Origin of the sequence: Microbacterium sp. CGR1 (assembly GCF_051062835.1) — a bacterium.
In the GTDB taxonomy this organism is placed as follows: Bacteria; Actinomycetota; Actinomycetes; order Actinomycetales; family Microbacteriaceae; genus Microbacterium.
Map to the genome: position 1 here is coordinate 59731 of NZ_JAOTPG010000001.1, position 24901 is coordinate 84631.

Here is a 24901-nt window from a genome sequence, read left to right on the forward strand (position 1 = left end):
CTGTCCTAACAAATCCCTTTCACGGGGATCTGTCGCGAGTTCCGATCCGGGACTCGGCTCCATCCCGGAGATCCCTCCTGCAGTGCAGCACCGAGAGGAAATACAGAATGATCCGTAACGGAAGGCGCAAGATCGCGCTCACCGCTGTGGCGGGGGCATCCGTCCTCGCCCTGGGTTTGACGGCCTGTGGCGCAGGCGGCGGCAACGAGGGGAGCGGTGGCGACGGCGACCGGGCTCTTCGCGTGTGGGCCGGCAGCCAGACCCCCATCACCGCGAACTACAACCCGTTCGCACCGACCGTGCTCCACGGCGCGCTGGGCCCCATCTACGAGCCGCTGTTCTTCTTCAACAAGACGGCGGACTCCGAGCCCGTCGGTCTGATCGGCGACTCCTACGAGTACAACGAGGATGGCACGGTGATCACGGTCACCATCAAGCCCGACCTCAAGTGGAGCGACGGCGAGCCCCTCACGGCCGCCGACGTGGCGTTCTCCTTCACCTACGAGGCCAACAACCCCGAAGGAAACGGCCTCGTCTCGGCCGAGGCGACCGATGACACCACCGTCGTCCTCACCTACACGACCGCGCAGTACACGACCGAGTTCCAGCGACTCGGCTCGACCTACATCCTCCCGGAGCACGTGTGGTCTGAGGTCACGGACTTCGCGAACTTCGCCAACGAAGACCCGGTGGGTTCGGGCGCCTACGTCGTCGACAAGACGACGAGCGAGTCGTACACGCTCGTCGCCAACGAGAACTTCCGCGATGCCGACGACCTCGGAGTCAAGAAGGTCCAGTACATCGCCGTCGACAACAACCAGACCGCTCAGGACCTGCTCGCCGCGGGCAAGCTCGACTGGACGGGCATGTTCATCCCGAACCCGGATGACGTCACGGGCAACGGCGCGATCGACTGGATCAACACCCCGCAGGATCCGACCGTGCTCTACACCTGCTCGAACGCCGAGCTCGGCTGCACCGGTCCGCAGACCGATGTCGCCGTGCGTCAGGCGCTCAACATCGCGATCGACCGCGCCGCGATCAAGGACAAGGCATTCGTCGGGCTGACCGGCGACATCTCGCCGACGTTCGCGCTGCTCCCGCGTGACGAGAAGTGGGTGGCTGACCCCGCCAACGAGGTCAGCCCGCAGGAGGCGAACGCCGCAGAGGCGGGCGAGATCCTCGAGGCTGCCGGTTACACCAAGGACGGCGACTTCTACTCCAAGGACGGAAAGCCGCTCGAGCTCAGCCTGATCTCGGTCGACGGCTGGACCGACTACAACGACGCCGCGAAGCTGATCGCCGAGCAGGCCGAGGCTGCCGGCATCAAGGTCACCGCATCGACAGTGCAGTGGCAGGAGTTCTCCGACGCCCGTCAGGGCGGGGACTTCCAGCTGATCGTCGGTGGTGTCATCGGCACGTCGGTGGCCGACCCGTTCCAGATCTACCGCGACTGGTTCGGCGGCACGACCGTCGGCTCCACCGCGGCCGTGGGCTCTGAGGTTCCCGCCGGGCGCTGGAACTTCAGCCGCTACAGCAACCCCGTCGTCGACGAGGCGGTCCAGGCCGCGATCAGCACGAACGACGAGGCAGAGAAGAAGGAGCTGTACGGCACGATCCAGACCGAGATCGTCCGCGACCTGCCCTACATCCCGCTCGTGATCAACGCGACGCAGACCTTCTACAACACGAAGGACTTCACCGGTTGGCCGACGGAGGAGGACCTCTACGCCTTCCCGCCGTCCTGGGGCGCGATCGCGGCAGGCTACATCCTGACGCAGCTCGAGCCGGCGAACTAAGCACATGGGGTCGGGGGAGCAGGAAGCAAGGTCAGTGACATGAAGTTCTATGCACGAAGAATCGGGTTCTACGCGTTCACGCTGTGGGCCGCGATCTCACTCAACTTCCTGCTTCCCCGGCTCATGCCGGGGAACCCGGCGGACATCATGATCGCCAAGATGCAGCGTGCGGGTGGGGAGGTCTCCGAGACCACCATCCGCAACATCAAGCTGCTGCTCGGCGGTGATGACTCCTCCCTCTGGGACCAGTACATCGCGTATTGGGGGCGGATGTTCCAGGGCGACCTGGGCATCTCCGTCACCAAGTTCCCGGCCCCGGTGAGCGAGCTCATCGGGCAGGCGCTGCCCTGGACGCTCATCCTCGTCGGCACGGTGACCGTGATCTCCTTCATCCTCGGCGTCGTGCTCGGCGCCTGGGCCGGATGGAAGCGCGGCACCTGGGTCGATCACCTGATCCCGGCGACCACCGTGCTGCAGTCCATCCCGTACTTCTGGATGGCGCTGCTCCTCGTCTCGGTGTTCGCGGTCGGGCTCGGCTGGTTCCCGATCTTCGGGGGCTACGACGTGTTCGACTTCCCAGACGGCCCCGAACCGACCTGGGCCTTCTTCGTGGATGCGCTCTCGCACGCGATCCTGCCGGCATTGACCATCGTCATCTCGTCGGTCGGCGGGTGGATGTTCGGGATGCGCAACATGATGGTGCAGACCATGGCCGAGGACTACGTGCTCACGGCCGAGGCCAAGGGGCTCCGTCCTCGCCGCATCATGACCACGTACGCCGCGCGCAACGCGGCGATCCCCTCGATTGCCGGCTTCTCGATCACCCTGGGCTTCGTGGTCGCCGGCTCCATCGTCATGGAGCAGGTGTTCACCTACCCGGGCATCGGAAAGCTCATGTTCCAGGCGGTCACGAACAACGACTACGCGCTGATGCAGGGGCTCTTCCTCGTCATCACCATCACGGTGCTCGCCGCCAACTTCATCATGGACCTCGTCTATGGCTTCATCGACCCGAGGGCGCGCCAGAATGTCTGACACCGAGAACGCAGTGCTGATCACCAAGGATCAGCCCATGACCCAGCCCGCAAGCACGATCTCGCTGGCCACACAACGGGGACGCAAGCGCCGCCGGGTGCTCCCGACGAGCTCGCCGAAGTTCATCACCGGAGCGACGATCGTGATCGCGATCGTCCTGTTCGCGATCATCGCGCCGATCTTCTCGCAGAACCCGCGGAGCACCGACAACCCCGCTCTGCTCCCGCCCTCGCCGGAACACTGGCTCGGCACCACCAAGCTCGGCAACGACATGTTCGCCCAGCTCGCGATCGGCGCCCAGGGCTCGCTCCTGGTCGGCGTGGTCGCCGGTGGCATCGCCATCATCCTGTCGCTGCTGTTCGGTGTTCTCGCCGGCTACCTCGGCGGCTGGCGTGAAGACACCCTCGCGCTGTTGACGAACGTGATGATCGTGATCCCCGGCCTGCCGCTGGTGATGGTGATCTCGTCATTCGTCCCGCAGCGCAGCTGGCAGCTCGTCGCCTTCGTGCTCGGCATCACCTCCTGGGCCGGAGCCGCCTACGTGCTCCGACTGCAGACCCGATCGCTGCGCACCCGCGACTACGTCTACGCGTCCAAGGTCGCGGGGGAGCGCTCCTTCCGCGTCATCCTGGTCGAGATCATGCCGAACCTGCTGCCGTTGCTCACGGCGCAGTTCCTCTTCGCAATCATCTTCGCGATCCTCGGTGAGGCCGGTCTCTCGTACCTCGGCCTCGGGCCGAACTCGTCGATCACCTGGGGAACGATCCTCAACGACGCGCAGTCCGGCCAGGCGCTCGGACGAGGGGCCTGGTGGTGGTTCGTGCCGCCGGGAATCATGATCGCCATGCTCGGCGCGGGGCTCTCACTCATCAACTTCGCGATCGACGAGGTCATCAACCCCAAGCTGCGCAATGCGCCCGACGCCGCTCGGCGTGTGCGCAAGGCGGCCAAGACGAAGGGGGTCGCCGCATGAGCGCTCCGGATGCCGTGCTCACCGCACGCGACGTGTCGATCGAGTACGAGGTGGATCCGCCCGTGAAGGCGGTCCGCAATGTGTCCCTCACCCTCAACCGCGGCGAGATACTCGGCCTCGCGGGAGAGTCGGGATGCGGAAAGACCACGCTCGCCTACGGCATGAACCGGTTGCTCAAGGCGCCGGCACTGATGACGAGCGGCGAGATCGTCTTCCATGACCGCGACGGTCATGACATCGACATCGTCGCACTCGACGGCGACGGCCTGCGTGCGTTCCGCTGGGACAAGATCTCGATGGTGTTCCAGGGGGCGATGAACTCGCTCAACCCGGTGATCAGCGTCAGGGCGCAGATCTTCGACATCTTCGAGACCCATCGCCCCGGCATGTCCAAGAAGGACAAGCAGGCCAGGGCAGAGGAGCTGCTGACGCTGGTCGGTGTCGACCCTTCGCGGTTGACGAGCTTCCCGCACGAGCTGTCCGGCGGTATGCGGCAGCGGATGATGATCGCGATGGCGCTCGCGCTGGATCCGCAGGTCATGATCATGGACGAGCCCACCACCGCGCTCGACGTGGTCGTGCAACGGGGGATCATCCGCGAGATCATGCGGCTGCGCGAGCGGCTCGGGTTCGCAGTGATCTTCATCACGCACGACCTGCCGATGCTGATCGAGATCAGCGACCGGATCGCCGTGATGCTGCAGGGGCAGATCGTGGAGGAGGGCACAGCGGAGGAGATCTACCGCACACCTCAGCACGAGTACACGAAGAAGCTGCTGTCGAGCTTCCCGAGTCTGACCGGTGAGCGCGGAGACTTCGTCCGCACCGGCAACCAGCCCAGTCAGGAGGAGATCCGATGAGCGCTCCCACCCTCGAAGCCCGCAACCTGGTGAAGGACTTCACCCTGCGATCCGGGCTGAAGACGTCGATCCTGCACGCGGTCAAGGACGTCTCGTTCACGATCGAAGCGGGGAAGACGGTCGCTCTCGTCGGTGAATCGGGGTCGGGCAAATCGACGATCGCCCGGATGCTGATGAAGCTCGAGACGCCGACGAGCGGGCAGATCCTGCTCGACGGCAAGGACTCGGGGATGCGGGGGCGCGCGGTCGAGGAGTACCGCTCGCAGGTGCAGATGGTGTTTCAGGATCCGTTCGCCTCGCTGAACCCGTTCCACACGATCATCCACCACCTGGAGCGCCCGATCAGACTCCACCACCCGAAGCTCTCGGGCGCCGAGGTGCGTGCGCGCGCGATCGAGCTGCTCGAGCGTGTGCGACTGTCACCGGGCGAGAGCTTCGCCGAACGCCGCCCGCATGAGCTGTCCGGTGGTCAGCGTCAGCGCGTGGCCATCGCACGGGCGCTCGCCCCGGGGGCGCGGTTCATCGTCGCGGATGAGCCGGTCTCGATGCTCGATGTCTCGATCCGACTGGGGGTGCTCAACCTGCTCGCCGATCTGCAGCGGGAGGAGAATCTCGGCGTTCTGTACATCACGCACGATCTCGCGACGGCTCGGCACTTCAGCGACGAGATCATGGTCCTCTACAAGGGCGACGTCGTGGAGCGGGGGCCCGCCGACGAGGTGATCCTCAATCCGCAGCACGAGTACACGAAGACCCTGCTGGGCGCAGCGCCCGAGCCCGAGAACCTCGGCCGCCTCCGTGACGAGGTGCGGGCAGAGCTCGCCGATCGCTGAACATCCGTTCCGGTTGCGCTTCCTGTCGCGGGCGACCCGCTTTGTGCGGCATGAACTGCAACCGGAACGTCGCCTGTCTCGGCGGGGGCGACCCGCTAGACTGGATGCACAAGTGAAGACAGGCCGAATGACCCACGCGGGAGAGCCCCGGCGAACGCAGCCGGGCACCGAAGGAGCAAGCCTCCCCGCCAATCTCTCAGGTACGCGTACCGCGCGGTTCCGGCCACTCTGAAAAGCGAGATCGAGCGATGCTGTAGCGCTCGGCTCCGCCGACGGTGAAAGCCCAGTCTCTGGGTGAAGCTCTCAGGCCCATGACAGAGGGGGAGTTCCGAGGAACGGCGACATCGCTGTTCCGCCCGCCCCAGCCCGGGAGAACTCCATGTCCGACCCTCGCTACACCCCGCTCCGCGAGCGCCATGAGGCGCTCGGCGCCTCGTTCACCGACTTCGGCGGCTGGCAGATGCCTGTGCGCTACACCTCCGACCTCGCCGAGCACCACGCGGTGCGCCAGGCTGCCGGGATCTTCGACATCTCGCACATGGCGGAGTTCATGATCACCGGAGACTTCGCCGGAGCCTTCCTCGACTACTCTCTCGCCGGGCGTCTGTCGGCGATGTCCGTCGGCAAGGCCAAGTACTCGCTCATGCTGGCCGACGACGGCGGGATCATCGACGATGTCATCGTCTACCGTCTCGCAGAGGATCGATTCCTGGTGATCGCGAACGCCGGCAACCGCGGATTCGTCGACGCGGCGTTCGCCTCGCGCGTCCGTTCGTTCCCGTCGCGGATCGAGCGCGAACGGCCGGCGCTCGTCGCAGCAGAGGAGCGCACCTTCGAGGGCTTCCTCGGCGACCGTGGCGTCGACGTCGAGGACGTCTCCGACGAGTACGCGCTGCTCGCCGTCCAGGGCCCGGCATCCGAGGCCATTCTTTCGACGACGGCGGGCATCACCGACGTCGGTACGCCCTGGGCCGAGCAGAAGTACTACGCGTGGGCCGACGCCTCGTTCCTCGGTGGCCCGCTGCTCCTCGCGCGCACCGGGTACACGGGCGAAGACGGCTTCGAGCTTCTCGTCCGCGTCGCCGACGCCCCGGCGCTCTGGGATGCGCTCGTCGAGGCCGGTCATGCGCACGGTCTCGTCCCCGCCGGCCTTGCCGCGCGCGACACGCTCCGGCTCGAGGCGGGCATGCCCCTCTACGGCCACGAGCTCTCCCGCGAGACCAAGCCGTCGCAGGCAGGACTCGGCCGAGTCGTCGTGTCCGAGAAAGAGAGCTTCATCGGCAAGGGAGTCGTGGATGCCGCATCCGATGCTCCGGTGCTCGTGGGCCTCGTCGCCGAGGGCAAGCGCGCAGGCCGTGCCGGATACCCCGTCGTCGACGAGGACGGCGGTGCGCTCGGCGAGATCACGAGCGGTGCGCTCAGCCCGACGCTCGGCCACCCGATCGCGATGGCCTACGTCGCCCCGTCTTCCGCTGCGGAGGGAACCGCAGTATTCCTTGATGTGCGGGGGACCAGGATCCCCGCGACCGTGACCGCCCTGCCTTTCTACCGGAGGACCAAATGACCGACCTCAACGCCCTCAGCTACACCGACGAGCACGAGTGGATCGCCGCTGACGGCGACACCGTGACGATCGGCATCACCGACTACGCCGCCGACAAGCTGGGCGACGTCGTGTTCGTCGAGCTCCCGGCCGTCGGCACCGAGCTCACCGCGGGCTCCGTCGTGGGTGAGATCGAATCGACGAAGTCGGTCGGCGAGCTCTACGCACCCGTCACCGGCACGGTCGTCGAGATCAACGACACTGTGGTCGACGACCCCTCGCTCGTGAACGCCGAGCCGTTCGCCGGAGGCTGGCTCATCAAGGTCGCAGTGGCCGACGGTGCGCTCGAGGGTCTGATGGACCGCGACGCCTACGTCGCTCTGACGGAGGGCTGATCGACCAGTGGTCTCCTTCGCCGATCGTCACATCGGAACCACCGAATCCACGCAGCGTCAGATGCTCGACGCGCTGGGTGTCGAGTCCGCGCTCGAGGACTGGAGCCCGGTCGAGGCGCTGATGCGCCAGGCCGTGCCCTCTTCGATCTTCACCTCTGCCTCCACGGACTCGGTCATCCCTCGCGCGGCGAGTGAGACCGAGGCTCTCTCCGAGCTGCGGGCGATCGCCGCTCGCAACACGGTGAACCGGCCGATGATCGGCCTCGGGTACTACGGCACGATCACCCCGCAGGTGATCCAGCGCAACGTGCTCGAGAACCCGTCCTGGTACACGGCCTACACGCCCTACCAGCCAGAGATCTCGCAGGGACGCCTCGAGGCGCTGATCAACTTCCAGACCATGGTGGCCGAGCTCACCGGTCTCACCACGGCCAACGCGTCGATGCTCGACGAGTCGACCGCGGTCGTCGAGGGGATGCTGCTCGCGCGACGCGCATCGAAGAAGGCGTCGAACGTGTTCGCCGTCGACGCCGACGCCTTCCCGCAGACGAAGGCGCTGCTCGAGACCCGCGCCGAGGCGGTGGGCATCGAGCTCGTGACGGTCGACTTCGCCGCAGAGGAAGAGCTCCCCGCGGAGCTGTTCGGTGTCTTCGTGCAGTATCCGGGTGCGTCCGGTCGCGTCTGGAACCCCAGCGCCGTGATCGACGCCGCCCACCTCGCCGGCGGACTCGCGGTCGTCGCGGCCGATCTGCTCGCACTCACCCTGATCGCCTCACCCGGTTCGCTCGGCGCGGACGTCGCGGTCGGCACCACGCAGCGCTTCGGTGTGCCGATCGGCTTCGGAGGACCGCACGCCGGCTACATGGCCGTGCGCGCAGGCCTCGAGCGGCAGCTGCCCGGACGCCTCGTCGGTGTCTCGGTCGATGCGGATGGCAAGCCGGCGTATCGGCTGTCCCTGCAGACGCGCGAGCAGCACATCCGTCGCGAGAAGGCGACCAGCAACATCTGCACCGCGCAGGTGCTGCTCGCGGTGATGGCGTCGATGTACGCGGTCTACCACGGTCCTGACGGACTGCGTGCGATCGCCGCAGAGGTCGCCGCCAAGACCACGATGCTGCGCGACTGGCTCGCCGATGCGGGTGCGGACGTCGTGCACGACGGGTTCTTCGACACCCTTCAGGTGCGGGTTCCCGGCCGCGCGGCCGAGTACGTGGAGCAGGCCCATCACGGCTTCGGCATCCTGCTGCACGCGGCCGATGCCGACACGGTCGGGATCTCGGTCGACGAGACCACGACTGTCGGCGAGCTCCACCAGGTCGCTCGCGTCTTCGGCGGTGCGCAGGAGCGCGCATTCGGCTTCTACGGATCGGGCTCGCACGGGGCGCTTCCCGACGAGCTGCTCCGTCAGGACGAGTACCTCACGCATCCCGTGTTCCACGCGCACCGCAGCGAGACCGCGATGATGCGCTACCTGAAGAGCCTCGCCGATCGCGACTACGCGCTCGACCGCGGCATGATCCCCCTCGGGTCGTGCACGATGAAGCTCAACGCGGCGACCGAGATGGCGTCGATCACGTGGCCCGAGTTCGCGGGCATCCACCCGTTCGCTCCGGCCTCCGACGTCGAGGGGTACCTCGACATGATCACCCAGCTCGAGGCATGGCTCGCCGAGGTCACCGGGTACGACGCGGTGTCGCTGCAGCCGAATGCGGGTTCGCAGGGCGAGCTCGCAGGGCTCCTCGCGATCCGCGGCTACCATCTGGCGAACGGCGACACGCAGCGCACGGTGTGCCTGATCCCGTCGTCCGCACACGGGACGAACGCCGCCTCCGCGGTGCTCGCCGGCATGAAGGTCGTCGTCGTCGCCTGCGACGAGCTCGGCAACGTCGACCTCGACGACCTGCGGGCGAAGATCGCCGCGCACGCCGACGAGCTGTCCGCGCTGATGATCACCTATCCGTCCACGCACGGGGTGTACGAGCAGGACGTGGTGGAGATCACGACCGCCGTGCACGACGCCGGTGGGCAGGTCTACGTCGACGGCGCGAACCTTAACGCACTGCTCGGCTACGCCCGTTTCGGCGACCTGGGAGGCGACGTCTCGCACCTCAACCTGCACAAGACGTTCGCTATCCCGCACGGCGGCGGCGGCCCCGGTGTGGGCCCCGTCGCGGCCAAGGCGCACCTCGCGCCGTATCTGCCGTCGCATCCGCTCGCCCAGCGGGCGGAGCACGCGGGCGGATTCGTCTTCGAGGGCGGCGCCGTATCGGCAGCACCCTACGGCTCGGCGGGCATCCTGCCGATCTCCTGGTCGTACGTGCGGATGATGGGGGCCGACGGCCTCCGCCACGCGACGGCCGCTGCGGTGCTCTCGGCGAACTACATCGCCGCGCGCCTCGGCGAGCACTACCCGGTGCTGTACGCCGGCGAGAACGGGCGCGTCGCCCACGAGTGCATCCTCGACCTGCGTCCGCTGAAGGAGGCGACCGGGATCACGGTCGACGACGTCGCCAAGCGCCTCATCGACTACGGCTTCCACGCCCCGACCATGTCGTTCCCCGTCGCGGGCACGCTGATGGTCGAGCCGACGGAGTCGGAGGACCTCGGCGAGATCGAGCGCTTCATCGAGGCGATGATCATGATCAAGGCCGAGGCGGATGCCGTCGCGGCCGGGCGCTGGCCCGCCGATGACAACCCGCTGGTCCACGCGCCGCACACCGCGCTCTCGCTGATCGCGGGGGAGTGGGATCACGCGTACACCCGCGAGGACGCCGCCTATCCTGTGCACGCCCTGGTCGCAGGAAAGTACTGGCCGCCGGTGCGCCGCATCGACCAGGCGTACGGTGACCGCAACCTCGTCTGCGCCTGCCCTCCGATCGAGGCCTTCGCCTGATCGGACGATCGCGCTGAGGCGGCGTCGTGTTCTTCGGGATGCGGCGCCGCTTCTCGTTTCCGTGCATTTCCGCATGTTTCCGCGAGATTACAGATGGTCACCACTCAGTAACGGTTCATTAGCCGAGTGCGATGACCTCTGAATCGCGGGTTACAGTCAACTATCCCTACGCGCTCGATTGTGAGCGCGCAGTCTGATGAATTCCCGTCCACAGGAGGACACAAGTGAAGCGCAACAAGATCGCCCTTGCGGGCACCGCGCTGTTCGCGATCGGCGCCCTGGCGCTCGCGGGCTGCGCGAGCGGTGGAGGCAACGAAGGCGACGGCGGCTCCGGCGCGAACGTCGACGCAGATGCCATCATCACCACGAACGGCTCCGAGCCGGAGAACCCGCTGATCCCGACCAACACCAACGAGGTGGGGGGCGGAAAGATCCTCGACGAGATCTTCGCCGGTCTGATCTACTACGACGCCGACGGCAAGCCGGTGAACGACGTGGCTGAGGAGATCACCACCGAGGACCCGCAGCACCTCACGGTCAAGATCAAGGAAGGCCTGACCTTCACCGATGGTGAAGAGGTCACCGCCGACAACTTCATCAAGGCGTGGAACGAGGGCGCCAAGCTCTCCAACGGCCACCTGTCCAGCTACTTCTTCGAGGACATCGAGGGCTTCAGCTACGACGTGGACTCGGAGCTCACCGGCCTCGAGCAGGTCGACGACTACACCTTCACGATCGCGCTGAACAAGCCGGCCTCCGACTTCGCTCTGCGTCTCGGATACTCGGCGTTCTACCCGCTCCCCGACGTCGCGTTCGAGGACATGGACGCCTTCGGTCAGAACCCGATCGGTAACGGTCCGTACATGATCGACGGCGCCGACGCATGGCAGCACGACGTGCAGATCGACCTCGTCCGCAACGACGACTACGACGGCGGCCGCAAGGCAGCCAACGGCGGTCTGACGATCAAGTTCTACGCGACGCAGGAAGCGGCCTACGCCGACCTGCTCTCGAACGAGGTCGACGTGATCGACGCGATCCCGACGAACTCGCTCCCGGTCTTCACCGACGAGCTCGGCGACCGCGCCGTGAACCAGCCCTCGGCTGTGTTCCAGTCGTTCACCATCGGCCAGTTCCTCCCGCACTTCAGCGGCGAAGAGGGCCAGCTGCGTCGTCAGGCGCTGTCGATGGCGATCAACCGCGACGAGATCACCGAGACCATCTTCTCGGGTACCCGCACCCCGGCATCCGACTTCACGTCTCCCGTCATCGACGGCTGGTCTGACTCGGTTCCCGGCAGCGAGGTCCTCGAGTACAACCCCGACGAGGCGAAGAAGCTGTGGGCCGAGGCCGACGCCATCGCACCGTGGGACGGCGAGTTCAAGATCGCTTACAACTCCGACGGCGGGCACGACGCCTGGGTCGACGCAGTGAGCAACAGCATCAAGAACACGCTCGGCATCGAGGCATCGGGCGACCCGTACCCGACCTTCCAGGACCTTCGCACGAAGATCAACGACCGCAGCATCACCACGGCTGCGCGCTCGGGCTGGCAGGCCGACTACCCGGGTCTGTACAACTTCCTCGGACCGCTCTACGCGACGGGCGCAGGCTCGAACGACGGTGACTACTCGAACCCCGAGTTCGACGACCTCATCGCCGCCGGCATCAGCAACCCCGACGCCGACGCACAGATCGAGGACTTCACCAAGGCGCAGGAGGTCTTGTTCAAGGACCTGCCCGCGATCCCGCTGTGGTACTCGAACGTGACCGGCGGCTTCAGCGAGAACGTCGACAACGTGACGTTCGGCTGGAACTCCGTTCCGCTCTACTACGAGATCACGAAGGCCGGCGAGTAAGTCTGACGGCACTTCACCTGTGAGGCGGTGACGATTTTTCGTCATCGCCTCACAGGCTTGTGTTCACGTAGCTTTCTTTCCCCTCAAGAAGGGACAGGCGGATGCTCGGTTACATTCTGAGACGTCTTCTGCAGGTGATCCCGGTCTTCTTCGGAGCCACCCTGCTCATTTACTTCCTCGTGTTCGCCATGCCCGGCGACCCGATCCTCGCCCTGTTCGGCGACAAGACCCCCAACCCGGCGGTCGTCGAGCAGCTGCGCGCGCAGTACCACCTCGATCAGCCGTTCATCGTGCAGTACTGGTACTACATCACCGGCGTGTTCCAGGGCGACCTGGGCACCACGTACTCCGGTCGGCCGGTCTCGGCCGTTCTCGCCGCCACGCTTCCCGTGACCGGACGTCTGGCCGTCATGGCGATCGCCATCGAGTTCGTGCTGGCGATCATCATCGGCACGATCTCGGCGCTGCGCAAGGGCAAGCTGTTCGACAACGTCTCGCTGGTCGTGGCGCTCGTCGCGATCGCGATCCCGATCTTCGTGGTCGCGTTCCTCGCGCAGTACTTCCTCGCGATCCAGCTCGGGTGGTTCAAGCCGACGGTCGGTGCGGACAACGACTGGGGCGGCCTCTGGCTGCCTGCGATCGTGCTCGGTTTCAGTCTCTACGCCGTGAGCATGCGTCTGATGCGCAGCTCGGTCATCGAGACGTTGAACCAGGACTGGGTGCGCACGGCCTACAGCAAGGGGCTCTCGCGCAACCGCGTGCTTCCCGTGCACGTGCTGCGCAACTCGCTCATCCCCGTGATCACCAACTCGGCCACCAACTTCGGTGTGCTGCTCGTGGGTGCCACCGTCACCGAGGGCATCTTCAACGTCCCCGGTGTGGGAAACACGCTGTTCCAGGCGATCCAGCGCGGCGAGGGACCTACGGTCGTCTCGTTCGTGACGGTGTTCGTCATCCTGTACGTGTTGGTGAACCTTCTCATCGACCTGCTCTACGGTCTGCTCGACCCGAGGATTCGCTATGCCTGATCCCACATCTCAGAAGCACTACGTCGCCCCGATCGAGACGGAGTCGATCGCAGTCGATGCCGTCCGCATCTCGGACAAGCCCAGCAACCTCTGGCGGGATGCCTGGTTCGACCTGCGGCGTCGTCCGCTGTTCTGGTTCTCGATCGTCCTCGCGCTCTTCTTCCTGGTGATGGCGCTGTGGCCGACGCTGTTCACGGCCACGCCGCCGAACGACGACTGCCAGCTGTCGAACAGCAACGGCGGGCCGACAGACGGGCACCCCCTCGGATTCACGTTCCAGGGCTGCGACATCTACGCACGGATCGTCTGGGGTTCGCAGACCTCGCTGGCGGTCGGCCTGATCGCCACGGTGATCTCGTCGGTCCTCGGCCTGATCATGGGAGCCCTCGCGGGCTTCTACGGCGGGTGGCTCGATGGCCTGCTGTCGCGCATCGGTGACATCTTCTTCGCGATCCCGTACATCCTCGCGGCCGTCGTCGTGATGACCGTGTTCCGCGACTCCCGATCGGTGTGGACGCTCGCGTTCGCCATCGGTGCGTTCGCCTGGGCGTCGACCGCCCGTGTCGTTCGAGCTGAGGTGCTCAGAGTCCGTCAAGCCGACTTCGTCATGGCGTCGCAGGCACTCGGCCAGTCGAAGTTCAAGATCCTCCTGAACCACGTCGTGCCCAATGCGATCGCGCCGCTTCTCGTGGTGTCGACGCTCGGACTCGCGGCAGCGATCGTCGCCGAGGCGACGCTCTCGTTCCTCGGGGTCGGCCTCGGCAGCGATGTGATGTCGTGGGGCAACGACATCGCCAAGGCGCAGGCATCGCTGCGTGTCGCGCCCATGGCGCTCATCTATCCGTCGATCGCGCTCACCCTCGCGGTGCTGGCGTTCGTCACCCTGGGCGAGCTCATCCGAGACGCCCTCGACCCGAAGGCGAGGGCACGCCGATGAGCGAGCGAATCACCGAACAGGTCCCGCTGCTGAGCATCCGTGATCTCAGCGTCGCGTTCCGCACGCAGGAGGGCCTGCGCGAAGTGCTCCACGGAGTCAGCTTCGATGTCATGCCCGGTGAGACGGTCGCGATCGTCGGCGAGTCCGGCTCGGGCAAGTCGACGACGGCCACGGCCATCGTGAACCTGCTCCCGGGAACCGGCGAGGTCACAGCCGGTTCGATCACCCTCGAGGGGCGCGAGCTCACGACACTGAACCGTCGTGAGATCGAAGCCGTCCGCGGTCGGGACATCGGCTTCGTGCCGCAGGACCCGATGTCCAACCTCAACCCCGTCTGGAGCATCGGCTTCCAGGTCAAGGAGGCGATCCGTGCGAACGGCATCGCCCAGGGGCGCGAGGCCGCGAAGGCACGCACGGTCGAGGTGCTGAAGCAGGCAGGGCTCGCAGACGCCGAGAAGCGTCTGCACCAGTTCCCGCATCAGTTCTCAGGTGGAATGCGCCAGCGTGCGCTGATCGGGATGGGCCTCGCGGCCGACCCGAAGCTGCTCATCGCCGACGAGCCGACCTCGGCTCTCGACGTGACGGTGCAGCGCGTGATCCTCGATCATATGGCCTCGCTCACTCGCGACAAGGGCACCTCGGTGCTCCTGATCACGCACGACCTCGGCCTTGCGGCCGAGCGAGCGGACAAGATCATCGTGATGAACGGCGGAAACATCGTCGAGGCGGGTCCCAGCCGCGAGATCCTCGAGAACCCGCAGCACCCGTACACGAAGCGTCTGGTCTCTGCCGCGCCCAGCGTCGCATCGCAGCGCATCCAGGCGGTGGTGGAGGACAGAGGTATCGAGACGCTCGAGGACCTCGCCGCCATTCCGCCCACGGTGCGTGTCGCGGGCCTCACGAAGGACTACCGGATCCGTCAGGGGGGCTTCCGCAGTGAAGCCTTCCGCGCGGTCGACGACGTGTCGTTCGAGATCCCTCGGGGTAAGACGCTCGCGCTCGTGGGCGAGTCGGGCTCGGGCAAGTCCACCGTCGCGAAGATGGTGCTGAAGCTCGAAGAGCCGACCAGCGGAACCATCGAGATCGACGGCCAGGACGTGTCCCGGCTGTCGAACGCACAGGCGTTCGGTCTGCGTCGGCGCATGCAGCCGGTCTTCCAGGACCCGTACGGTTCGCTCGACCCGCTGCGCAACATCGGCAACACCATCGCCGAGCCGCTGCAGATCCACGGTGTCGGCGATCGCGCATCGCAGCGCGAGCGGGTGGAGGAGCTACTCGACCAGGTCTCGCTGCCTCGCGTGCTCGCATCCCGGTATCCGAACGAGCTGTCGGGAGGACAGCGTCAGCGCGTGGCGATCGCCCGTGCGCTCGCGCTCAAGCCCGACATCATCGTGCTCGACGAGGCCGTGTCGGCGCTCGACGTGCTGGTGCAGGATCAGGTGCTGCAGCTGCTGGCGGAACTCCAGTCGGAGCTCGGGCTCACGTATCTGTTCATCACGCATGACCTCGCGGTGGTCCGCGTATCGAGCGATCTCGTGTGTGTCATGGAGAAGGGCAGGATCGTCGAGCAGGGCACTGTCGACGAGATCTTCGCCAACCCGCAGCAGGAGTACACGGATCGTCTGCTGAAGGCGATCCCTGGCGCGACGATCACCCTCGGCGGTCACTGAGAGTGAGCGTCGAACCTCGACCGGAGGCCGCACGGACATTCCGTGCGGCCTCCGGGCCTGTCTCCCTCGTCCTGTGCTCGCTGCTCGCGCTCTTCCTGCTCGGCGACGCCGTCGTGCGCGCGGGGTGGGGGCAGATGCTCCTGCTCGCCCCGTGGGTGCTGCTCGGGCTCTGGGTGGTCTACGAGATCGCCTTCGTGTCGGTCGTGCGTGTCGACGCCCAGGGCGCTGTCGTGCAGAACATGCTCCGGCGCACGTCGTTCGGCTGGAGCCGGGTGCGCGACATCGACCTCCGCTGGCAGTTGCTCTTCACGCTCGACGACGGCAAGGATCTCGCCTGCTACGGGGGGCCCGCACGAGCGCGCCCGGTCCGTCGCCCCACGAGCGGCGATGACGAGGCGAAGGCTCCGGCCGGCCTACGCGACCTGACCGAGATCCGTGACCGCTGGCAGGACGCACCGGTGACCGCGGATGCTCCTCTCCGACGCACCTGGGATTCGCGCGCGCTCATCGCGCTCGCTGTGATCGTGCTCTGGGCCGTCGTGTCGGTCCTCATCGCCAACGCCTGAACGCCTGCGTGAGGCTCGGCACTCTCAGCCCGGAAGGCCGAACAGTGCGGGGAACGCGTCAGCGGCCCAGGGGTAGCCGACGAAAACCGTCGCGTCGATCAGGAAGTGCGCCACCAGGAACGGCATGAGCCGGCCACTGCGCTGGAACAGCCAGCCGAACAGCAGGCCCATCGCGAAGTTGCCGATGAAGGCGCCGGGGCCCTGGTAGAGGTGGTAGCTCGCGCGCAGCAGCGACGTCGTCAGGATGATGGTCCACGGACCGCACCCGAGCTGCTTCAGGCGGGCGAACAGGTACCCCAGCACCACGAACTCCTCCTGCAGCGATGCACGGGCTGCCGCGAGAAGGAGGATCGGCACGGTCCACCAGTGGGCGCCTTGGCCCGAGGGGTCGACCGCGACGAAGATTCCCATGGCTCTTCCGGCCAGGTAAAGCCCGATCCCCGGGATGCCGATCGCCGCGACGAGCAGCACGCCCCGCCCTATGTCGGCACCCACGCGGGTCCCGTCGAGGCCGAGCCTGCCGAGGTGCGGCCTCGACGACTGCCAGAGCAGGAAGCAGACCAGCAGCACCGGGACGATCGAGAATCCGATCGAGAGGACCTGATAGATCAGGTCGAAGATCTCCCGATCGCTCCGCGACGGATTGAGCGCGGCCGTCTGATCGGCGAGAGGAGTCTCGTCGGTGAGCCGGTAGGCCAGCTGCACGATCGCATACACCGCGGACTGCCCGAGCCCGAGAGCCAGCACGATCGCGATCTCCCACCACAGGCGTGCTCTCGGGGATGGGGCGTTCGAGGGGAGGCTCATGGCATCACCGATCGTACTCGCGCGGCTGGCACTGCTATGGCATGGGCGCGTGCACTTCGACAGTCCACGTGCGCATGAGCTGTCGCTCTTCGGCTGTGCAGATGTAGTCGTAGCCGTAGTCGCGACCGTCGAAGGTCAGGGTCCACAGATCCAGATAGGTCAATGCGTAGCAGTCGGCGAACACCTCGCTGTTCCCCTGAAAGTGCCCCTGCTCGACGAGGACGCCAGATGACCCCAGCTCGGCCCCGTTCGCATCGCTGTCGGCTCGCATGTAGAGGTGCGAGAGCTCGTGCAGAACGACCAGACGGATGGCGGTGTCGCCGCCGAGCTGGTCTTCAGGCAGAAGGTGAACCGTCAGCGTTTCCTCGGAGATGCAGCCGATCGTCACACGTCCGTCATCCGGCTCTCCGGGGGTCCCGCACTCGGTGTCCGCGTTCCATGCGATGTCGATGAATCCCTGGCCGGCTTCGTCGACGATCGCCTCGCTGACCGAACCGGAGACGTTCGCTCGTCGCGCGGCGGCGTCGGCGATCCGCTGCTCGAGGCTCTGCCGGATGGCCTTGGCTTCGCTCGCGCGGTCAGCGACCGACGCGTCGGTGACAGGGGGCTGCGAGATCGACGCCTCCAGACGTCGGAACGTCATGAGGTCCGCGACCAGGGGAGCCACCGGGTTCGCCTCGATCTGTGCATAGAGCTCATAGAACCTGCTCCGCTCCGCATCGAACGCCGCCAGCGACTCGGAGCGGGAGCCGGTTCCCTGCGCTTCCGGCTGCTCCGGCGACGAAGAGGACGCGAACAGCCCTGCGACGACGAGCACCACGACGAGGGCGAAGCCCAGCAGAGCGATTCCACCGCAACCGAGGAGCGCGCACAGCCCGCCCCTTCCTCGCCGCGGAACCGGGGCTGGGGCTGGAGCAGCCATCGCCGCTCGGATCGCGGGATTGACTGCGAGTATCCACTCGCGCAGCTGCGGGTAGCAGGCGGGGTGATGCAGTAGGAGCGAATGCAGATCTCCCCGGCGTGCGGCTATCTCTGCGAGCAGAGCGGGTGGCGTCGCAGGATTCTGCACGGCGGCCAGGTCGGTGTCGTGCATGTGGCCGCTCATGCGGCCACGGTATCGCACAGCCCTCGCATCGGCGCGACGGTCGAGGTCGTACTTCGGTGTTCAGGAACGACTCGCCCGAATACGATAGTCTGGGACGTCGGCTTCTCGACAAAACCCCACACTCTTTAGGACATATGCATGGCGCACGCCCTTCGCTCTGACCTCCGCAACGTCGCAATCGTCGCGCACGTCGACCACGGCAAGACCACTCTCGTCGACGCCATGCTGCGTCAGACGGGCTCGTTCGGCGAACACGCCCACGTCGATGAGCGCGCGATGGACTCCAACGACCTGGAGCGCGAGAAGGGCATCACGATCCTCGCCAAGAACACGGCGATCACCTACAAGGGCAAGCACGCCCAGGGCAAGGAGATCACGATCAACGTGATCGACACCCCCGGTCACGCCGACTTCGGTGGAGAGGTCGAGCGCGGCCTGTCGATGGTCGACGGTGTCGTCCTGCTCGTCGACGCCAGCGAGGGCCCGCTTCCGCAGACCCGCTTCGTGCTGCGCAAGGCTCTCGAGTCCAAGCTCCCCGTCATCCTCCTGGTCAACAAGACCGACCGTCCCGACGCTCGCATCGCCGAGGTCGAGGAAGAAGCCCACGACCTGCTCCTGGGCCTCGCATCCGACCTCGTCGACGACGTGCCCGACCTCGACGTCGACGCACTGCTCGACGTGCCGGTCGTCTACGCCTCCGGCCGTGCCGGCGCTGCGTCGCGCAACCGCCCGGCCGACGGTTCGCTGCCCGACAACGACGACCTCGAGCCGCTCTTCGAGGCGATCCTCGAGCACGTCCCGGCTCCGGCGTACGACGACGAGCACCCGCTGCAGGCCTGGGTCACCAACCTCGACTCCAGCCCCTTCCTCGGTCGCCTCGCGCTGCTGCGTGTCTTCAACGGCACGCTGAAGAAGGGCCAGACCGTCGCCTGGGTCCGTGCAGACGGCACGCACCAGAACGCGCGCATCACGGAGCTGCTCAAGACGCGTGCGCTCGAGCGCTACCCCGCTGAGTCCGCAGGCCCCGGCGACATCGTCGCCATCGCCGGCTTCGAGAACATCACCATCGGCGAGACCATCGCCGACCCCGAGGACGTCCGCCCGCTTCCCGCGATCACGGTCGACGACCCCGCCATCTCGATGACGATCGGCACCAACACCTCGCCGCTCATGGGCAAGGTCAAGGGCCACAAGCTCACCGCTCGTATGGTCAAGGACCGTCTCGACAAGGAGCTGATCGGTAACGTCTCGCTCAAGGTCGTCGACATCGGGCGTCCCGACGCCTGGGAGGTTCAGGGCCGTGGCGAGCTCGCACTGGCGATCCTCGTCGAGAACATGCGTCGCGAGGGCTTCGAGCTCACCGTCGGCAAGCCGCAGGTCGTCACGAAGAAGGTCGACGGCAAGACGTACGAGCCGTTCGAGCACCTGACGATCGACACGCCGGAGGAGCACCTCGGTGCGATCACCCAGCTGCTCGCGGGCCGCAAGGGTCGTATGGAGAACATGACGAACCACGGCACCGGCTGGGTGCGCATGGAGTTCGTCGTCCCGTCGCGCGGCCTCATCGGCTTCCGCAGCGAGTTCCTCACTACGACGCGCGGTACCGGCATCGCCAACGCGATCTCCCACGGCTACGAGCCGTGGGCAGGATCGATCACGACCCGCCAGAACGGATCGATCGTCGCCGACCGTCAGGGTGTCGTCACCCCGTTCGCGATGATCGCCCTGCAGGAGCGCATGTCGTTCTTCGTGCAGCCGACGCAGGAGGTCTACGAGGGCATGGTCATCGGCGAGAACTCGCGCGCCGACGACATGGACGTGAACATCACGAAGGAGAAGAAGCTCACCAACATGCGTGCGGCGAGCTCCGACACCTTCGAGTCGATGACCCCTCCGCGCCAGCTCACACTCGAGGAGAGCCTCGAGTTCGCGCGTGACGACGAATGCGTCGAGGTCACGCCCGAGGTCGTTCGCATCCGCAAGGTCAACCTCGACGCCAACACGCGTGCTCGCGACACCGCGCGCCTGAAGCGTCAGGACGCCGGCTCCTGAGAATCGTCTAAGAGAAGGGCCCTGTACAGCCGTAAATGGCTGTACAGGGCTCTTTTTTCATGAAACGCACAGGCGGGCCGTTGCAGAATCGTTACCTTGCGCCTGGGGCGATCTCCCGATGAGTGTCCTGTGACGGGCGTACGACGACCCGAAAGTCGAACCCATGCTTCACACCTCCCGTGCGCTTCGGCGCGCCCACGCGGCGGCGTCCGCCCGTAACGCGGTCACCGCACGCCGCCCCAAGATGATCTTCGGCACGGTCGCGGGTGCTGTCCTCGGACTCGCGGTCACCGTCGGTATGGCGGCGGGTCCTGCTGCCGGGGCAGAGATGCCGGATGCTGTCGCCGAGGTGACCTCGTTCGTGACCGGCGGCGAGCCCCTGGCCAAGATCGCCGACGACTCGGCGATCACGATCGCTCTGGCAGAGGACGCCGTGGCTGCGGCGGAGGCACTGAACACCGAGGTCGCAGCCTCCGGTCTCGACCTCGGAGCCGAGCCATCCTCCGTCGCGACCGATGATCTCGCCGCCGACATCGATCGCCTGAGCGGCGATCGCGACTCGATGCCGGCGCTGCTGCTCTCCTCTGTCGCCGTCGAGACCTCCACCGGCACGGACGACGTCATCGCCGGCACCGCCGCGCTTCAGGCCGCGTTCACCGCCGCCCAGGAGAAGAAGGCGGCCGACGACGCGGCCCGGGCTGCGGCCGAGCAGGCGGCGGCCGAGGCTGCCGCACTGGCGCAGGCGAACACCCCCGAGGGGGCGAAGGCCACCGCTCGTCAGATGATGGCCGACAGGTACGGATGGGGAGAGGATCAGTTCTCCTGCCTGAACTCGCTGTGGACCAAGGAGTCCGGCTGGAACTACCAGGCGTACAACGCGTCGGGCGGTGCCACCGGCATCCCGCAGGCCCTTCCCGGAAGCAAGATGGCGTCTGCCGGAAGCGACTGGCAGACCAACGCGGCGACCCAGATCGCGTGGGGTCTGGGCTACATCGACTCCGTGTATGGCGCCCCCTGCAGCGCCTGGGGCCACTCTCAGGCATCCAACTGGTACTGAATCCGGTCTGACAGACAGCATCCGCCGAGACCCACCCCGCATCCGATGCGGCGGTGGGTCTCGGCGTTTCTGATGCGGTCTCGACGCGATCGGAACTGCCTCTAGGCAGCGCGTCGCGATGCCACTACGGTGAGCGGTGACGGCTGGGGGGTCGTGGATCCGAGGAGGACGAATGGACGTCGCGGCGTTGTCAGGCATACCGCAGCGGGTCTCGACCGGAACCCTCCCCGGGTGGGACAGCGTCGAGGATCACGTCCGCGAGGCCCACCGGCTCTACGCCGGGGAACGCAGCGGAGCGGTGGCGGACTACATCCCGGTGCTCGCCGAGGCCGACCCCGAGCTGTTCGGTCTCGCCGTCATCGAGGTGGACGGCGGCCTGCACGATGCGGGTGACGCCCTGCATCCGTTCTCGATCCAGTCGATCTCGAAGATGTTCGTCTACGCCCTCGCCATCCAGGAGCACGGTCACGAACGCGTGCGCGAGATCGTCGGAGTCAACAACACGGGTCTCGCCTTCAACTCGCTGATGGCTCTCGAGCTCAACGGCGGACACCCCATGAATCCGATGGTCAACGCCGGCGCGATCGCGACGACGGGGCTCATGCCCGGCGCCACCGCGGTGGAGCAGTGGGAGCGCGTCAGGGAGGGACTGTCGGCATTCGCCGGTCGTCCGCTCAGTCTCGATGGCGTGGTGTACGCCTCCGAGGTGGAGACGAACGAGCGCAACCGCGCGATGGGCTGGCTGCTGCGAGGCTACGGGCGGCTCGACGGCGACCCCGACGAGGTCGTCGACGTCTACACCCGGCAGTGCGCGTTGAGCGTGACGGCGCATGATCTGGCGGTCATGGGGGCAACGCTCGCCGACGGCGGCGTGAACCCCGTCACGGGCGAGCGGGTCGTCTCCGCAGAGGTCTGCCGCGACACCCTCGCCGTCACCGCATCGACAGGACTCTACGAGACGTCGGGGGAGTGGCTGTTCGAGATCGGGCTCCCGGCCAAGTCCGGAGTGGCGGGTGGCATCGTCGCGGTCGCCCCGGGCAAGGGCGCTGTCGCGGGCTTCTCTCCGAGGCTCGACCGGGCAGGGAACTCGATCCGCTCGCAGTTGGCGATCGGTCACCTGTCCCGCGCTCTGGGCCTGAACCTGTTCGCCTCCGCCCCTGCGGCGGCAGGGCGAACCGCGCACTGAGCTCGACGCACCCCCATCACGATCAGAGGACCCTCCCATGACACACATCGCGCCGACTTCCACCAAGAAGTCGTGGATGCCGCTGGTCAGCCTCTTCCTCGCGCAGGTGCTCATGTCGTTCAACGTGGCGGCTCTGCCGATCTCGCTGGGTGGCATGGTGAGCGAGTTCGGCGTGCCGCCCACCGTCGCCAGCACGACCATCGTGATGTACGGACTCGCCGTCGCCGCGCTGGTCATGACCGGCGCGAAGCTGGGGCAGCGCGTCGGGTGGGTGCTCATCTTCCGCGTCGTGATCGCACTGTTCGCCGCGTCGTCCGTGCTGATGATCATGTCTCCGACGGTGGGATGGGCCATCGCGGGGCAGGCGGTCGCGGGAGCTGCAGCGGCGATCATCGTGCCCTCGATCGTGGCGCTGATCGCCGAGAACTATCGAGGTGCCCAGCAGGCCACGGCGATCGGTGCCATCGGCTCTGCTCGCGCGATCTCGGGTGTGACGGCGTTCCTGATCGGCGGCACACTGGGCACGCTCGTCGGGTGGCGTCCGATGTTCTTCATCGTCTTCGGCATCGCGGTCGTCGTCTTCGCCTTCAGCTTCACCCTTCGAGGCGACCGCGGCGACGCCTCCATCCGCATCGACCTCGTCGCCTCGCTGTTGATCGGTGCCGCGATCGTGCTGCTCACCCTCGGCTTCAACAACCTGAACGGGTGGGGCGCGGTGGCGGCCACGGAGGCTGCGCCGTTCAGCATCCTCGGTCTGTCGCCGGCGCCGGCATTCATCGTGGTGGGAATCGTGCTCGGCCAAGCGTTCTTCGTGTGGACTCGCAAGCGGATGGCTGAGGGCAAGGTGCCGTTGATCGATCTCAGCGTGCTGGGATCCTCGAAGGAGCGGGCGGCGGTGTACGCGATGTTCATCGTCGTGGCCCTCGAAGCATGCGTGAACTTCACGATCCCGCTGTACATCCAGATCGTGCAGGGACGCACGCCGTTCGACACCTCGCTCGCGATGATGCCGTTCAACCTCACGGTCTTCATCACCGCGACGCTCGTGGTGCGCTTCTACAAGAAGTACCCGCCCCGGGTGATCGGCGTCTTCGGGTTCATCCTGACGACGGTCGCGCTCGTCTGGCTCTCGTTCGTGGTGAACAACAACTGGGAGACCCTGCCCACGATCCTCGGTCTGATCGTGTTCGGCATCGGGCAGGGTGCGCTCGTGACCCTGGTCTTCAACGTCCTGGTCACGGCAGCCCCCGCTGAGCTCGCGGGCGACGTCGGCTCCCTCCGCGGAACGACCCAGAACCTCGCGTCGGCCGTCGGAACCGCCCTGGCGGGGGCGCTGCTCGTCTCTCTGCTCGGCCTGAGCATCGGCCGCGCGGTGGTGGAGCATCCGGAGCTGCCGCCCACGCTCGTGGCGCAGGTCGACATGGACAACCTGAACTTCGTCAGCAACGACGATCTCCGCGCGGCTCTCGAACAGACGGATGCGACCCCCGAGCAGATCGACGCCGCGGTGGCGGTCAACGAGGAGTCGCGCCTGGGTACCCTGCGCCTCGGGCTGCTGCTGCTCGCGGGGCTCAGCGCCGTGGCGATCCTTCCGGCGTCTCGCCTGCCGAAGTACAAGCCCGACGAGATCCCCGATCCGTCACCGGCGACGGCCACCGACTGACCTCAACGCAGCTCCGAGATGAGCACGGCACTGGTTCCGGGCGCCGTGGCCTCGAACACGTGGGGGGCGTCACCGGCATAGGAGAGGTAGTCGCCAGGGTTCAGCAGCACGGGCTCGCCCGCCGGTCCGATCTGCGCCTGTCCGGAGATGAGGATCACGTGCTCCGTCGTGCCGGCGTGGTGCGGATCGGAGAGTCGTGGATCCCCGGGCTCCGCCTGGATCAGATAGACATCCCGGCGCGCCCCTGGTGGGCTGGCGGAGAGCAGGGTCGCGCTGTAGGCCGCTGCAGACGAGGGGACGCCGGAGAGATCGTCGGCGCGGATCAGGGTCGGCGCGTTGGCCTGCTGATCGACGAGGACGGCGAACGGCACGCCGAGCGCGACGCCCAGCGCCCAGAGGGTCTCGACGCTGGGGTTGCCGGCTCCTGATTCGAGCTGCGAGACCGTGGCCTTCGAGATCCCCGCGCGACGGGCGAGCTCGGAGACCGACAATCCTGCGGCCTCTCGTTCCCGGCGCAGGGTACGGGCGATACGGGTGCGGAGATCCTCCATGTGTTCATCATGTCAAACGATCGTTCGCTTGACTATCCGTCGCACGATGTTCAGAATGATGATCGTGTGTTCACTGAATCGAACGGCCT

Annotated in this window: 20 protein-coding genes and 2 riboswitches; of the genes, 17 read left to right on the forward strand and 3 right to left on the reverse strand. The window is 66.7% G+C overall.

The features are described from left to right. Window positions 1-107 precede the first annotated feature (107 nt). The 13 genes from OD997_RS00340 to OD997_RS00400 all read left to right on the forward strand — a co-directional run bounded on the left by OD997_RS00340 (window position 108) and on the right by OD997_RS00400 (window position 16391). On the forward strand, window positions 108-1799 hold the full coding sequence (locus OD997_RS00340) for an ABC transporter substrate-binding protein (RefSeq protein ID WP_434329860.1): 1692 nt from the start codon (window positions 108-110) through the stop codon (window positions 1797-1799). A gap of 39 nt (window positions 1800-1838) precedes the next feature. Further along, window positions 1839-2834, forward strand: coding sequence for an ABC transporter permease (locus OD997_RS00345; RefSeq protein ID WP_434329861.1), 996 nt, complete (start codon window positions 1839-1841; stop codon window positions 2832-2834). 37 nt (window positions 2835-2871) lie between these two features. Further along, window positions 2872-3807, forward strand: coding sequence for an ABC transporter permease (locus tag OD997_RS00350; RefSeq protein WP_434329862.1), 936 nt, complete (start codon window positions 2872-2874; stop codon window positions 3805-3807). Further along, window positions 3804-4667, forward strand: a complete 864-nt coding sequence (locus OD997_RS00355) for an ABC transporter ATP-binding protein (RefSeq protein ID WP_434329863.1) — start codon at window positions 3804-3806, stop codon at window positions 4665-4667. Before OD997_RS00350 ends, OD997_RS00355 begins: the two co-directional genes overlap by 4 nt. Next, window positions 4664-5500, forward strand: a complete 837-nt coding sequence (locus OD997_RS00360; protein WP_434329864.1) for an ABC transporter ATP-binding protein — start codon at window positions 4664-4666, stop codon at window positions 5498-5500. The genes OD997_RS00355 and OD997_RS00360 overlap by 4 nt, the downstream gene beginning before the upstream one ends. Before the next feature lie 127 nt (window positions 5501-5627). Beyond that, window positions 5628-5722: riboswitch (glycine riboswitch) on the forward strand. A gap of 1 nt (window position 5723) precedes the next feature. Then, a riboswitch (glycine riboswitch) is annotated at window positions 5724-5825 on the forward strand. 54 nt (window positions 5826-5879) lie between these two features. After that, on the forward strand, window positions 5880-7064 hold the full coding sequence (locus tag OD997_RS00365; RefSeq protein ID WP_434329865.1) for a glycine cleavage system aminomethyltransferase GcvT: 1185 nt from the start codon (window positions 5880-5882) through the stop codon (window positions 7062-7064). Next, a complete protein-coding gene (gene gcvH / locus OD997_RS00370) occupies window positions 7061-7438 on the forward strand; it encodes a glycine cleavage system protein GcvH (protein ID WP_434329866.1) in 378 nt (125 codons plus the stop codon). Before OD997_RS00365 ends, gcvH begins: the two co-directional genes overlap by 4 nt. Window positions 7439-7499: 61 nt before the next feature. After that, window positions 7500-10331, forward strand: a complete 2832-nt coding sequence (gene gcvP / locus OD997_RS00375; protein WP_434332301.1) for an aminomethyl-transferring glycine dehydrogenase — start codon at window positions 7500-7502, stop codon at window positions 10329-10331. Between the two features lie 224 nt (window positions 10332-10555). Beyond that, the gene (locus OD997_RS00380; protein ID WP_434329867.1) at window positions 10556-12190 is read left to right on the forward strand and encodes a peptide ABC transporter substrate-binding protein; all 1635 of its coding nucleotides are present in this window, start codon (window positions 10556-10558) and stop codon (window positions 12188-12190) included. 101 nt (window positions 12191-12291) lie between these two features. Then, entirely contained in the window at window positions 12292-13218 is a 927-nt protein-coding gene (locus OD997_RS00385) for an ABC transporter permease (protein WP_434329868.1), read from the forward strand. After that, window positions 13211-14155: an ABC transporter permease gene (locus OD997_RS00390; RefSeq protein ID WP_434329869.1), complete on the forward strand. Its 945-nt coding sequence runs from the start codon at window positions 13211-13213 to the stop codon at window positions 14153-14155. The genes OD997_RS00385 and OD997_RS00390 overlap by 8 nt, the downstream gene beginning before the upstream one ends. Beyond that, window positions 14152-15825 carry a dipeptide ABC transporter ATP-binding protein gene (locus tag OD997_RS00395; protein WP_434329870.1) on the forward strand — a complete coding sequence of 558 codons (1674 nt, stop codon included), beginning with the start codon at window positions 14152-14154 and terminating at the stop codon, window positions 15823-15825. The genes OD997_RS00390 and OD997_RS00395 overlap by 4 nt, the downstream gene beginning before the upstream one ends. A gap of 2 nt (window positions 15826-15827) precedes the next feature. Next, window positions 15828-16391: a PH domain-containing protein gene (locus OD997_RS00400; protein ID WP_434329871.1), complete on the forward strand. Its 564-nt coding sequence runs from the start codon at window positions 15828-15830 to the stop codon at window positions 16389-16391. A gap of 24 nt (window positions 16392-16415) precedes the next feature. On the opposite strand, the gene OD997_RS00405 is transcribed toward OD997_RS00400, so the two are convergent. Then, complete coding sequence (locus OD997_RS00405; RefSeq protein ID WP_434329872.1) at window positions 16416-17198, reverse strand: CPBP family intramembrane glutamic endopeptidase; 783 nt, start codon at window positions 17196-17198, stop codon at window positions 16416-16418. Window positions 17199-17232: 34 nt separating this feature from the next. Beyond that, window positions 17233-18303: a hypothetical protein gene (locus OD997_RS00410; RefSeq protein ID WP_434329873.1), complete on the reverse strand. Its 1071-nt coding sequence runs from the start codon at window positions 18301-18303 to the stop codon at window positions 17233-17235. A gap of 138 nt (window positions 18304-18441) precedes the next feature. Between OD997_RS00410 and typA the strand changes: the two genes are divergently transcribed. From typA to OD997_RS00430, 4 genes are all read left to right on the forward strand, one after another. Beyond that, on the forward strand, window positions 18442-20355 hold the full coding sequence (gene typA / locus OD997_RS00415; RefSeq protein ID WP_434329874.1) for a translational GTPase TypA: 1914 nt from the start codon (window positions 18442-18444) through the stop codon (window positions 20353-20355). Window positions 20356-20518: 163 nt separating this feature from the next. Then, entirely contained in the window at window positions 20519-21412 is an 894-nt protein-coding gene (locus tag OD997_RS00420; protein WP_434329875.1) for a phospholipase, read from the forward strand. A gap of 172 nt (window positions 21413-21584) precedes the next feature. Further along, window positions 21585-22598 carry a glutaminase A gene (gene glsA, locus OD997_RS00425; RefSeq protein ID WP_434329876.1) on the forward strand — a complete coding sequence of 338 codons (1014 nt, stop codon included), beginning with the start codon at window positions 21585-21587 and terminating at the stop codon, window positions 22596-22598. A 37-nt stretch (window positions 22599-22635) separates the two neighbouring features. Continuing rightward, entirely contained in the window at window positions 22636-24261 is a 1626-nt protein-coding gene (locus OD997_RS00430) for an MFS transporter (RefSeq protein ID WP_056308639.1), read from the forward strand. Window positions 24262-24263: 2 nt separating this feature from the next. Here OD997_RS00430 and OD997_RS00435 read toward each other — a convergent pair whose 3' ends face one another. Continuing rightward, a complete protein-coding gene (locus OD997_RS00435) occupies window positions 24264-24812 on the reverse strand; it encodes a helix-turn-helix domain-containing protein (protein WP_434329877.1) in 549 nt (182 codons plus the stop codon). Between the last annotated feature and the right edge of the window lie 89 nt (window positions 24813-24901).

Coding starts and splice junctions, on each gene's coding strand:
- OD997_RS00340 (WP_434329860.1), top strand. CDS start 108: ATGATCCGTAACGGAAGGCGCAAGATCGCGCTCACCGCTGTGGCGGGG.
- OD997_RS00345 (WP_434329861.1), top strand. CDS start 1,839: ATGAAGTTCTATGCACGAAGAATCGGGTTCTACGCGTTCACGCTGTGG.
- OD997_RS00350 (WP_434329862.1), top strand. CDS start 2,872: ATGACCCAGCCCGCAAGCACGATCTCGCTGGCCACACAACGGGGACGC.
- OD997_RS00355 (WP_434329863.1), top strand. CDS start 3,804: ATGAGCGCTCCGGATGCCGTGCTCACCGCACGCGACGTGTCGATCGAG.
- OD997_RS00360 (WP_434329864.1), top strand. CDS start 4,664: ATGAGCGCTCCCACCCTCGAAGCCCGCAACCTGGTGAAGGACTTCACC.
- OD997_RS00365 (WP_434329865.1), top strand. CDS start 5,880: ATGTCCGACCCTCGCTACACCCCGCTCCGCGAGCGCCATGAGGCGCTC.
- gcvH (WP_434329866.1), top strand. CDS start 7,061: ATGACCGACCTCAACGCCCTCAGCTACACCGACGAGCACGAGTGGATC.
- gcvP (WP_434332301.1), top strand. CDS start 7,500: ATGCTCGACGCGCTGGGTGTCGAGTCCGCGCTCGAGGACTGGAGCCCG.
- OD997_RS00385 (WP_434329868.1), top strand. CDS start 12,292: ATGCTCGGTTACATTCTGAGACGTCTTCTGCAGGTGATCCCGGTCTTC.
- OD997_RS00390 (WP_434329869.1), top strand. CDS start 13,211: ATGCCTGATCCCACATCTCAGAAGCACTACGTCGCCCCGATCGAGACG.
- OD997_RS00395 (WP_434329870.1), top strand. CDS start 14,152: ATGAGCGAGCGAATCACCGAACAGGTCCCGCTGCTGAGCATCCGTGAT.
- OD997_RS00405 (WP_434329872.1), bottom strand. CDS start 17,198: ATGAGCCTCCCCTCGAACGCCCCATCCCCGAGAGCACGCCTGTGGTGG.
- OD997_RS00410 (WP_434329873.1), bottom strand. CDS start 18,303: ATGAGCGGCCACATGCACGACACCGACCTGGCCGCCGTGCAGAATCCT.
- typA (WP_434329874.1), top strand. CDS start 18,442: ATGGCGCACGCCCTTCGCTCTGACCTCCGCAACGTCGCAATCGTCGCG.
- OD997_RS00420 (WP_434329875.1), top strand. CDS start 20,519: ATGCTTCACACCTCCCGTGCGCTTCGGCGCGCCCACGCGGCGGCGTCC.
- glsA (WP_434329876.1), top strand. CDS start 21,585: ATGGACGTCGCGGCGTTGTCAGGCATACCGCAGCGGGTCTCGACCGGA.
- OD997_RS00430 (WP_056308639.1), top strand. CDS start 22,636: ATGACACACATCGCGCCGACTTCCACCAAGAAGTCGTGGATGCCGCTG.
- OD997_RS00435 (WP_434329877.1), bottom strand. CDS start 24,812: ATGGAGGATCTCCGCACCCGTATCGCCCGTACCCTGCGCCGGGAACGA.